Origin of the sequence: Pseudomonas cremoricolorata (assembly GCF_000759535.1) — a bacterium.
Taxonomy (GTDB): Bacteria; Pseudomonadota; Gammaproteobacteria; order Pseudomonadales; family Pseudomonadaceae; genus Aquipseudomonas; species Aquipseudomonas cremoricolorata_A.
Genome location: NZ_CP009455.1, coordinates 1,938,579 through 1,950,241, shown reverse-complemented (window position 1 = coordinate 1,950,241; position 11,663 = coordinate 1,938,579). Strand labels below are relative to the sequence as shown.

Sequence of the window (11,663 nt, the reverse complement as noted above, 5' to 3'; positions counted from 1 at the left end):
TTTACAAAATGTGTCGCTAACACTCCAGGCCGATAGAATGGCGCGCCCCCAGCCATTTGCGGAGTTTCAATGCCTGCACTGCTCGCCGACTGGCGTCACCGCGCTACCCACCGCAGGGTCTGGGCGCTGGCGGCGCCGATGATCCTGTCCAACATCAGCGTGCCGCTGGTGGCACTGGTCGACAGCACCGTCATCGGCCATTTGCCCCATGCCCACCAGTTGGGCGCGGTGGCGGTAGGCGCGATGCTGTTCACCTTCATGATGGGGCTGATGGGCTTTCTGCGCATGGGCGCCACCGGCTTCGCGGCCCAGGCGGCGGGCCGCGGCGATGGTGATGGACTGCGCCAGGTGCTGCTGCAAGGCTTGCTGCTGGCGCTGCTGCTGGCAGGCCTGCTGGCGGTGCTGGCCCTGCCGTTCAGTCACCTGGCGCTACAGGCGATGCAGCCCAGCGCAGCGCTGCAACAGGCAACCGAAACCTTCTTCCACACCCGCCTGCTCGGGCTGCCTGCGGCGCTTGCCAGTTATGCCCTGGTCGGCTGGTTTCTCGGCACGCAGAATGCCCGCGCACCCCTGGCGATTCTGCTCACCACCAATGTGCTCAACATCGCCCTGAACCTGTGGTTCGTGCTGGGCCTGGACTGGGGGGTGGCAGGTTCGGCGCGGGCCTCGGTGATCGCGGAATGGAGCGGCGCGCTGCTGGGCCTGGCGCTGACTCGCCCGGCTCTGCGCGCCTACCCTGGGCAAGTAGTGTGGTCGGCGCTGCGGCGCTGGCAGGCCTGGCGACCGATGCTGGCGGTCAACCGCGATATTTTCCTGCGCAGCCTGGCGCTGCAATGCGTGTTTCTGTTGCTCACCGTGCAGGGCGCGCGGCTGGGCGAGGCGACGGTTGCGGCCAATGCGCTGCTGCTCAACGGCCTGCTGCTGACCGCCTATGCCCTCGATGGCCTGGCCCATGCGCTGGAAGCCTTGTGTGGACACGCCATCGGCGCGCGCCAGGGTGCAGTGCTGCGCCGTTCACTGGTGGTGGCCGGCGGCTGGTCGCTGCTGGTGAGCCTGGTGTTCGCTGCGGTGTTTCTGGCCGGAGGACATTTGTTCATCGCGGCGCAGACCGACATTGCCAGCGTGCGTGCCGCTGCTGAGCCGTACCTGCCGTACCTGGCGGTGTTGCCGCTGGTGGCGGTGTGGAGTTACCTGCTCGACGGCCTGTTCATCGGCGCCACCCGCGCGCGGGAAATGCGCAACGCCATGCTGCTCTCGGTGTTGCTCGCCCTGCCCCTGGCGTTGCTGTTGCGGGGCCTGGGCAACCACGGGCTGTGGCTGGCGTTTCTGGCGTTCATGGGCTTGCGTGCGCTGACGCTGGGCTGGATGGGCTGGCGCTTGCAGCAGCGTGGGGCGTGGGTGGGTTGAGGGGACTGGCGGGAGGGCCGTTTGCGGCTGACCGAAGTATCGGCCAGCCGCAACGTGCGGGCAGCGGGTCGATCAGGACGACAGGTACGACGAACGGGTCAGGCCCAGGCGCAGGGCGTCGAGGTACTGGGTGCGTTCGCGGGCGGTGATCTTGGCGCTGGCGACCTTGTCACGGTAGTGGGTCATCAGCTCCTCCGGCGACAGGTGCACGTAGCGCAGCATGTCCTCGATGGTGTCGTGGGTCTCGATGCCGGCGTGGTACACGCTGCCGTCGGCGTTCTGGTAGATGTTCACCGAATCGGTGTCACCGAACAGGTTGTGCATGTCGCCGAGGATTTCCTGGTAGGCGCCGACCAGGAAAATGCCCAGCAGGTAGTCCTCACCCTCGTTGATGCCATGCACCGGCAGGCTGGTTTCGATGCTCTGCTCGTCGACGTACTGGTTGATCTTGCCGTCCGAGTCGCAGGTCAGGTCTTGCAGCACGGCCCGGCGCAGCGGTTCTTCGTCCAGACGGTGCAGCGGCAGAATCGGCAGCACCTGGCCAATGGCCCAGGTGTCGGGCAGGCTCTGGAACACCGAGAAGTTGCAGATGTACTTGTCGGCGAGCTTGTCGTTGAGCTCGTCGAGCACCTGGCGATGCGAGCGCTGGCGAGCCTTCAGCGAGTTGTGCAGGCGACGGCAGACGGCGAAATAGCACTGCTCGGCCAGGGCTTTTTCCGACAGGCTGATCTTGCCGTCGGCGTACTGCGCGGCGACATCACCCAGGTAGTGGGTGGCGCGCCAATAGGTTTCGGTGACCATCTCGATATCGGTCGGACCCAGCAGGTCGACCAGCCACTGCACGGTTTCCGGCAGGCTGCTCTTGTCTTCGATGGTCGGCACCTGGTCGTTGTGCTTCTCGACGTCGGTGACCTGCACCACCAGCATGGCGTGATGTGCGGTCAGCGCACGGCCGCTCTCGGAGAAAATGTGCGGATGCGGCAGGCCCTGGGCATCGCAGAACTCCTTGAGCATACCCACCACCACGGCGGCGTAATCGTCGATGTCGTAGTTGATCGAGCTGGCGTTGCGCGAGTGGGTGCCGTCGTAGTCCACGCCCAGACCGCCGCCGACGTCGATATGGTCGACCGGCAGGCCCAGGGCGCGCAGTTCGCCGTAGTAGCGAATCGCTTCCTTGAAGCCGTGCTGGTAGTCGGCGAGGTTGGCGATCTGCGAACCCATGTGGAAGTGCAGCAGGCGAATGCCCTGGTCGAGGCCGGCATCCTTGAAGCGCTGCACCACCGACAGCAATTGCGCCGCCGACAGTCCGAACTTGGACTTTTCACCGCCAGTGTCGGCCCACTTGCTCGACGCCAGCGACGACAGGCGCACGCGCAGGCCGACCTGAGGCTTGACCTTCAGCTCGCCGGCTTCTTCGATCACCAGCGCCACTTCCGACTCTTTCTCGATGACGATGAATACGTTGTGGCCCAGCTTCTGGCCCATCAGTGCCAGGCGGATGAACTCGCGGTCCTTGTAGCCGTTGCAGACGATGGTGCCGCCCTTGGGCGCCAGCGCCAGCACGGCCAGCAGTTCGGGCTTGGAGCCGGCTTCCAGGCCGATGGAGACGTTCTGCGTGGCGATGATGTTCTCGACCACCGCTTCCTGCTGGTTGACCTTGATCGGGTACAGCGCGGTGTACTGGCTCTGGTATTCGAGCCGCGCGATGTTTGCGTCGAAGGCGCCGGTCAGCTGGCGCACGCGGTCTTGCAGGATATCGGGGAAGCGCACCAGCAAGGGCAGCGACAGGCCGCTCTGGCGCAGTTGGTCGACCTGCTCGAAGAGGTCGATGGGCGAGCTGTCCGGGCCATTGGGGCGTACTTCGACGCGCCCGGCTTCATTGATGGCGAAGTAACCCGCGCCCCAGTGGCGGATACCGTAAACACTGCGGCTGTCGGCCACGGTCCACTGGCTGCCATCGTCTTTGCGTGTGCGTCGTACGGACATTCAAGTCCCCTATTGATGAGTCAAGACACTGCCCCGCCGGGGGCGCAGGCAGTGTAGGAGCGGAAAATGACGGTTCGTCCATGCCCTGGGGTAGACCCTTCAAGCCTGATCGAGTTTAGAAAGGGCTGGGCAAAATGCCCATTGCGGCTTCAGCCGCCGGACTTCTTGGCCTTGAAGCCAAGCTTGACCAGTTCGGCGATGAGCAGCTCGACGTGGTCGCCCTGAATCTCGATGACGCCGTCCTTGAGCGCGCCACCGGTGCCGCAGCGGCGCTTGAGGTTGCTCGCCAGGGTTTTCAGTTCATCGCCGGCCAGCGGCACGCCGCTGACGGTGGTGACAGTCTTGCCACCGCGGCCCTTGCTTTCCCGGCGCACGCGGGCAATGCCGTCGCCTTCGGGGACGCGCTGCTGATGACAGATACAGGCGTCCACCGGCTGGCTGCATTCAGGGCAGTGTCGACCGCCATCGGTGGAAAATACGAGACCGCCAAGGGCGGAAAAGGAGGAGGCTTTCTTGGCCACTTTTGTACCTCTTGCTGAGGACAAAAACTGATCGGGCCTGAGCCAGGGCCGACCGCGATGCCCCACTCTGGCAGGGGCGGCGCTTTTGCCATGGACCCATGACAACCCGAAAAGGGCGCGCAGTTTAACCACAAATCTGCTGCCGCCCAAGTAGTGGAATGCGGCATTTTGCGCAGGTTATGCGACCTCGGCCAACCCTGGCCGGGCCTAGCCGTGACCGGCCTGGCGGTAGCGCTGCAAGGCCGCCAGAGAGTCAGGGCAATACGGCTGCTGCTGGCTGTGAGCAAGGGCCTGGGCAACGCTGACGAAGCGCGCCTCGATCACCTCTTGTGGCTGCAAGCGCAGCGGCCCATCCCACACGGCCGAAAATACCGCGCACCAGAGGTGGTTGTCGGGCTGGTCGAAGAAGAACTTCTCATGGAACCGCAAGGGCACGCCGCTCACCCCCAGTTCTTCCTCCAGCTCGCGGGCAGCCGACTCGGCGTAGCTTTCCGTGGCGCCGACCATGCCGCCTGCAGCCACGTCCCAGAAGCCTGGGTACAGCGCCTTGCTCAGCGTGCGGCGGTGCACGCACAGCTTACCTTGGCTGTTGAACAGCAGGATGAACGTGCCGCGACCGATCAGGCCACGCTCGCGCAGTTCGGCGCGGGGCAAGGCGCCGAGCGGCTGATCATCGGCATCCACCCAGGCGATCAGCTCGGCATCGGAGGCCGCCCGGTGGGCGACCTCGCTGGCGTCGATCGGCATATCAGCCCTGCGACAGCAGCTGACGCAGGTCGATCACCGCAGCGTTGGCACGGGAGATGTAGTTGGCCATGACCAGCGAATGGTTGGCCCACATGCCGAAGCCGCTGCCGTTGAGCACCATCGGGCTCCACAGCGGTTCCTGCGAGGCTTCCAGCTCGCGGATGATCTGCCGCACGCTGACGGTGGCGTTCTTCTTCGCCAGTACGTCGGCGAAGTCGACCTCGATGGCGCGCAGCAGGTGCGACAGCGCCCAGGCCTGACCACGGGCCTCGTAGAAGACGTTGTCGATCTGCAGCCATGGGGTTTCCACCAGTTCTTCGTCAACCTGCGGCGCCTGGCCAGGCACGATGGCTTCGGTCTTCAGGTTGCTGTTGAGCTTGACCCGGCCAACGCTTGCCGACAGGCGCTGGGACAGCGAGCCCAGACGCGTGGCGACGTCGCCCAGCCAGTTGTTGAGGTTGTCGGCACGGGTGTAGAAGATCGCGCCCTTGTCACCGGCAGCCAGGCGCGCCTGGTAGCGCGACAGCGACTTGATGCCTTCCTCGAACTCCGATTCGCTCGACGGCAGAATCCAGCTCTTGTGGTCGAAGTTGAAGCGCGGCTCGGCCTTGGCCAGGTCGGCGTCTTCGGTCGATTGCGACTGCGAACGGGCGAAGTCCTTGCGCAGCGCACGGGACAGATCACGCACCTGCACCAACACGCCATATTCCCAGCTCGGCATGTTGTCCATCCACAGGCCTGGTGGGAAACGGTCGTTGGCGATGTAGCCGCCCGGCTTGTTGAGCAGGGTTCCGGCGACGGTCTTGAGGGTTTCCACGGTGGTGTAGCCGATGACCATCTGCTGGCCATCACGCTGCGCTGCAGCCTGCGCGTTCTGCTGCACCGGGAACAGCTCGGGCTCCTGGCTCCAGTACCAGCTAAGGCCTATGCATACCAGCAGGTAAACACCGATGACGATGCCCAGGGTGCGCCCCCAGATGCCGCCGCGCTTGCTGCGGGGGTGGTTTTACGGGATTCGTCCCGCTCGCGGGGCTCGGCTGCGGCCTCGCGTTTTTTCCAGTCCAGCATGGCTATAGTCCTTAGTCAGTCACGTCGAATTCGAAGCGTTATGGCAAAGCCGCCGCAGTGCGCAGGTACTTTTTCCACACAACCTGGGGTTAGGACCGCAGGCTGCAGTCAGGGTGCCACGGCTGTCGCCACCTCCAGCACTATAAAGCAGACACTCCCATGCGCATACGCGACCCAAGGGTCGTCAACTGAATGCATGGCCGATGGCACTTTACCCGACGGAGCGCGGTCACAGTCCTGCAAGCAGTGCTAGCATAGAGCCACTATCTAGCTGCCCCTATCGCAGTGTGCCGATGAACCAGCCAGCCGTGCCTAACCTCGATCGCCTCCAGCAGTTGTGCACCCAACGGGTGATGCAACGTATCCGCCATGTGCTGCAAATCTGGCAGCGTCTCGCCCACGATGGCTGGGCGCCCGGCACCGTGAATGCGCTGCACGACGCCAGCCAGCAACTGCTGCAAGACGCCGAGCGTTTCGAGCTGCCGACCCAGGCCAAGCTCGCGCGCACGCTCTGCCAGTATCTGCAACCGTTGTACGAGCAGGCTGCACCACTCGACGAACCCTCCACCGCGCAGATGCGCAGCCTGCTCGAACGCCTGGCGCATGCCAGCCTGCGCCGCGGCGAGCAGTTTGAAGAAGTCCCCCTGCCCGACCTGCCAAGACCGGCTTACATCCTCCTGCAGGATCGTGAACAGGCCGAGCATCTGGCCCAGCAACTGGCCTTCTATGGCACCGCGGCGCACGCCCTGGCAGATGCCAACGCCTTCCGTGAGGCGCTCACCGAGCGTGCGCCGGCCCTGGTCGTGATGGATGTCGATTTTACCGGTGCCGGCCAGGGCATCGGCCTGGCCGAGCAGGTCCGGGACGTCTGCACAGAGCCGGTGGCGCTGCTGTTCTACTGCGTCGATGAAAGTGACACGGCTTCCCGCCTGGCGGCCCTGCGCGCTGGCGGCCAAGGATTTCTGACCGGCACTGTCGAAGCATCGTCGCTGCTGGAGAAGATCGAGCAGCTCGAACATCCCGCCCACAACGAGCCGCTGCGGGTACTGATCATCGATGACTCACGCACCCAGGCGCGCTACAGCGAACGCCTGCTCAACGCCGTGGGGATCGACACGCGGGTGTTGACCGAACCGCTGCAGGCCATGGAAACGCTGGCCGACTTCCAGCCCGACCTGCTGATTCTGGACATGTACATGCCGACCTGTACTGGCCCGGAGCTGGCCAAGGTGATCCGGCACAACGAGCGCTACGTCAGCTTGCCGATCATCTACCTGTCGGCCGAAGACGACCTGGACAAACAGCTCGACGCCTTGAGCGAAGGCGGTGACGACTTCCTCACCAAGCCGGTGCGTTCACGGCAGTTGATCAGCACCGTGCGCAACCGGGCCGCCCGCGCCCGCCACTTGCAGACGCGCCTGGTGCGCGACAGCCTGACCGGCCTGTACAACCACACGCACATTCTGCAACTGCTGGAAGATTGCAGCACCCGCGCCAGGCGCGGCGAGCAGCCGCTGAGTTTCGCCATGCTCGACCTCGACCACTTCAAGCGAGTCAATGACCAGCATGGCCACCCGATGGGTGATCGCGTACTCAAGACCCTGGCCCTGTTCCTGCGCCAGCGTTTGCGCCGCAGCGACTGCATCGGTCGCTATGGCGGGGAGGAATTCGCCGTGGTCATGCCCAACACCGAACTGGACGCCGCCCATGGCGTGCTGGACGAAATCCGCCAGCGCTTCGCCGACCTGCACTTCCCTGCGCAACGCCAGCAGTTGCAGTGCACCTTCAGCGCCGGGGTGGTGATGCTCACGGGCGACATGGACGTGATGGAACTGGCCAGCGCCGCCGACCAGGCGTTGTATGCGGCCAAGCACGGCGGGCGCAATCGGGTCGAAAAAGCCGATCGCTGACCACTGAAGGCCAATTGCCACTTTTTTTGGCGTCAAACCGCTGTCGTCATCAATCGGTCACACCTTGGCAATACTGTCTGCGCCCACCAATCCCTTGCTGGAAGTGCGCGGCCATGCGTCTGAAGCTGCTGACCAACTTCAATACCCTGCTGCTGGTAACCGTGTGCATCGCCCTCGGCGCGACCCTGTGGTGGTCGCAGCAGGCGCTGCAACGCCCCTACCAGATGATGGAGCGCTACCTGGGCCTGGCGCAGCAGTTCCAGAGCGACGTGTCGAGCAACGTGCAAGCGTACCTGGCCAGCGGCGATGCCCTGCGCCATGCCGCTGCCGTGCAGGGCACCGAACAGCTGCAGGCTGAACTGGCCGCCTGGCCGGCCGAACTGGCCGACACCTTGCACCCCAGCCTCAATCAATTGCAGGCCTTTGCCGGCAGTGACCTGCTGGCTGCCGGCAAGCTCGCAGGCGACCCCCAGGCCCTGCTCCTGCAGGCCGAACGCGAGCTGGGCGCCAACCTCGAACAGCTCGCACGCTATGCCGATGGCAGCGACACGCCCCTCGCCGACCGCTACCGCGCGCCACTGCTGGAGGCCGCCGTACACCTGGCGCGACTGTCGCTGGCGCGCGACAAACTGGTCAGCAGCGGCCGCGCCGAGCTGGCCGCGGAAGTCGAGCGCGAGTTGCAGCAGATCGACGCTCAGGCCGAGCATCTGGATGCGCTGGCGCTGCTTGGCGTCACTGCGCCAGCGCAGTCGAGCAGCGATGATTTCGCCGCCATGATGGGCTTGCAGAGCGAGGCGCAGAAAGCCCCGGAAGACCTCGGCGTCGACCTCAAGCGCCAGTTGCACAGCCTGCTTGGCCGCTATCCCGCAGAATTGCAGCGCACCCGCGAGCAGATCGAACGGCGTACGGCACTGGCGGCCAGCACGCAAGCGCATCTGGACGCGGTGCAGCAGGCGATCGCCGCGCTGGAGCCGCAGGTGCGTGGCCTGCATGGGCAGATCCAGGGCGAGGTGCGCACCCTGCAAGTGCTGATGATCGCGGTGATTCTGCTGATCGCGGTGCTGATCGACACCTTGCAACGACGCATGGCGCGGACCTTGAGCAATCTGGCGCCGGCGCTGTCGCGCTGGGCCGAAGGTGATTTCGCCGAGACCATCTCGCTGGGGCGTACCAACCGCGAACTGCACGACATTCAGGATTCGCTCAACCGCCTGCGCCAATACCTGGTGGAGCTGGTCGGCACCCTGCGCCACCATGCCGAGCAGGTCGGCGGCAGCAGCCATGCCCTGGCCGACATGAGCAGCGCCCTGCATGACGGTGCCGAACGCCAGGCCAGCGACACCGCGCAGATCCGCGATGCCCTGGGCGAGCTGGAGACGACCATCGTTCAGGTCGCCAGCGACGCCAGCGCCGCGGCCAACGCCGGGCACGATGCCGGGCGCGCCGTGCAACACGGCCAGCAGGTGATCGGCAGCAGTTTGTCGGGGCTGCGTACGCTGGTCGACGAGGTGCAGGGCAATGCCCGCAGCATCGAACAGCTGGCCGAGGAATCGGCCACCATCGGCGGCGTGCTGACGGTGATTCGCTCGATTGCCGAGCAGACCAACCTGCTGGCCCTGAACGCCGCCATCGAGGCGGCGCGGGCCGGGGAAATGGGCCGCGGCTTTGCCGTGGTCGCCGACGAAGTACGTTCGCTGGCCCAGCGCACCACAGGCGCTACCGGGGAAATCCAGAGCCTGATCGACCGCCTGCAACAGGCCGCGCGGCAATCGGTGGCGGGCATGCGTACCCAGCTCGAACACGCCCGCACCACCGCCAGCCAGGCCGAGGCGGCAGACGGCGCGCTGGATGAGATCGTGCGCGCCATCGACACCATCGCCGCCACCGCCGTGCGCATCGCCGATGCCACCGCGCAGCAGCGCGGTGCGGTCAGCGAAATCCGCGACCACAGCGAACGCATTCATGAGCTGGGCAACGACAACCTGCAACGCATCGGCGAAGGCCGTGAACAAGGCGGTCAGTTGCTGCGCCTGGGCGGTGAACTCAATACCGCGGTACGAGCGTTTCGCGTGTGAAGCGCGCTGCGGCCATTTGGCGCGGTGCGCCGTCCGGCCTGCGTCGATGCCTGCCAAGCGCAAGTCGGCTATGATGCGCCCACGTTTTGCCTAGCGAGTCCGTCATGCGCCGCCTGTTCCTCCTGCTGCTCCTGCTGCTGACCACACCGGTATTCGCCGCCGGGCTGCTCGACAACCGCCCCAGCGCCACCCTCGGCGCCGCTGCCAGCAGCAACCAGGCCGATTTTCTGCCGGTCGAGCAAGCGTTCCAGCTAAGCCTGGTCAAGGCCGACGCCCAGTCGATCACCGTGCGCTTCGTGGCCACCGACGGCTACTACCTTTATAAGCACCGCTTCCAGTTCCACAGCGAACCGGCCGATGTTGCGCTGGGCGCAGCGCTGATTCCGCCGGGCGAGGCCAAGCACGACGAATTCTTCGGCGATGTCGAGGTGTACCACGGCGTGCTCGACATCGAGCTGCCGCGCCCCGCCAGCGCCAGCCACGCCTTCACCCTGCTGGTGGGCTATCAGGGCTGCGCCGACAAGGGCCTGTGCTACCCGCCGCAGACCCAACGCCTGGAGATTCCCGGTGATGGCCCCGCGCCGAGCGGGGCGACGTTGGCAACCGAACAGGGCTGGACCTGGAAATCGCTGCTGCTGTTCTTCCTCGCCGGACTCGGCCTGACCTTCACCCCCTGCGTGCTGCCGATGCTGCCGATTCTCTCGGGGGTGGTCTTGCGCGGTCAGGTCGGGGGCGCGCGCGGCCTGGCACTGTCGCTGGCCTACGTGCTGCCGATGGCCGCCAGCTTCGCAGTGCTGGGCGCCTTGATGGGCCTGTTCGGTGCCAGTCTCAACTTGCAGGCACAACTGCAATCGGCCTGGGTGCTGGTGCCGTTCGCGCTGTTCTTCGTGGTGTTTGCCCTGGCCATGTTCGGCCTGTTCGAAATCAAGCTGCCGCAGGCGTTGAGCAGCCGCCTCGACAGCGTCGCCAGCCGCACGCGTGGTGGCTCGCTGCTGGGTGCGGCGGTACTGGGCGTGCTGTCCAGCCTGCTGGTATCGCCCTGCGTGTCGGCGCCGCTGGCCGGTGCCCTGCTGTATATCAGCGCCAGCGGTGATGCGCTGGGCGGGGCTTTGAAACTGTTCGCCCTGGGCCTGGGCATGGGCGCGCCGCTGCTGCTGGTGGCCACCGGTGGCGCGGCCTGGCTGCCGAAAAGCGGGCCGTGGATGAATACGGTGAAGAACGCCATCGGCGTGTTGCTGCTGGGCCTGGCCATCGGCCTGCTCAGCCGCGTGCTGCCAGGGCCGCTGACACTGTTGCTGGTCGGCTTGCTGGCTGCTGGCGTGGCGCTGTTCCTCGGCACGCTCGAGTGGGTAGTGAAGACCCCACGCCAGCGCTTGGCGCAACTGCTCGGCCTGCTGCTGCTGAGCTACGCGCTGGCCTGCTGGTATGGCGCGCTCAGCGGCCAGGGCGACCCACTGCGGCCCTTGCCCGGCGCAGTGCCAGCGGTGGCCGGCGCCGCCCAGCCCGGCACTCAGTGGCAGACCATCAGCAGCCCGGCAGCGCTGGATGCGGCGTTGGCCGCGGCCAAGGCTGAAGGTCGCCCGGTACTGCTCGACTGGTACGCCGACTGGTGCATCAGTTGCAAGGTGATCGAACACGAAGTGCTCAACGCGCCCAGCGTACAAGGCCCGCTCGGCGATTATCGCCTGCTGCGTTTCGATATCACCCAGAGCAACGCCGAACAGCGCGCCCTGCTCGACCGCTACGGCCTGTTCGGCCCGCCTGCGCTGTTGTTCTTTGCTGCGAACGGCGAGGAAGTGCGCGGCGAACGGGTGGTTGGCGAGATCAACGTCGGCGATTTCGTCGAGGTGCTGTCGCGTGTGGGCTCGATCCTGAACCGATGAGCCTGCCTGCTGCGGGCACTGCGCAGGGATGAGTGACCAAACCCAGGCATTCAGTCACATACTTTC

General features: G+C 65.7%; 7 protein-coding genes and 1 pseudogene. 4 read left to right on the top strand and 4 right to left on the bottom strand.

Features of this window, described 5'->3' with window-relative positions:
- Positions 1–69 precede the first annotated feature (69 nt).
- A complete protein-coding gene (locus tag LK03_RS08530) occupies positions 70–1,407 on the top strand; it encodes an MATE family efflux transporter (protein WP_038411923.1) in 1,338 nt (445 codons plus the stop codon).
- 72 nt (positions 1,408–1,479) lie between these two features.
- On the opposite strand, the gene speA is transcribed toward LK03_RS08530, so the two are convergent.
- The 4 genes and pseudogenes from speA to LK03_RS08510 all read right to left on the bottom strand — a co-directional run bounded on the left by speA (position 1,480) and on the right by LK03_RS08510 (position 5,729).
- Entirely contained in the window at positions 1,480–3,393 is a 1,914-nt protein-coding gene (speA, locus tag LK03_RS08525; protein WP_038411922.1) for an arginine decarboxylase, read from the bottom strand.
- A gap of 149 nt (positions 3,394–3,542) precedes the next feature.
- Positions 3,543–3,914 (bottom strand): translation initiation factor Sui1, encoded by a 372-nt coding sequence (locus LK03_RS08520; protein ID WP_038411921.1) that lies wholly within the window; start codon positions 3,912–3,914, stop codon positions 3,543–3,545.
- A 207-nt stretch (positions 3,915–4,121) separates the two neighbouring features.
- Entirely contained in the window at positions 4,122–4,661 is a 540-nt protein-coding gene (locus tag LK03_RS08515; RefSeq protein ID WP_038411920.1) for an NUDIX hydrolase, read from the bottom strand.
- 1 nt (position 4,662) lies between these two features.
- A pseudogene (locus LK03_RS08510) lies at positions 4,663–5,729 on the bottom strand (DUF2333 family protein).
- A gap of 293 nt (positions 5,730–6,022) precedes the next feature.
- Between LK03_RS08510 and LK03_RS08505 the strand changes: the two are divergent.
- From LK03_RS08505 to dsbD, 3 genes are all read left to right on the top strand, one after another.
- Positions 6,023–7,639 carry a GGDEF domain-containing response regulator gene (locus LK03_RS08505; protein ID WP_038411918.1) on the top strand — a complete coding sequence of 539 codons (1,617 nt, stop codon included), beginning with the start codon at positions 6,023–6,025 and terminating at the stop codon, positions 7,637–7,639.
- Between the two features lie 113 nt (positions 7,640–7,752).
- Positions 7,753–9,714 (top strand): methyl-accepting chemotaxis protein, encoded by a 1,962-nt coding sequence (locus tag LK03_RS08500; protein WP_038411917.1) that lies wholly within the window; start codon positions 7,753–7,755, stop codon positions 9,712–9,714.
- 104 nt (positions 9,715–9,818) lie between these two features.
- Positions 9,819–11,597 (top strand): protein-disulfide reductase DsbD, encoded by a 1,779-nt coding sequence (gene dsbD / locus LK03_RS08495; protein ID WP_038411916.1) that lies wholly within the window; start codon positions 9,819–9,821, stop codon positions 11,595–11,597.
- Positions 11,598–11,663: the final 66 nt, after the last annotated feature.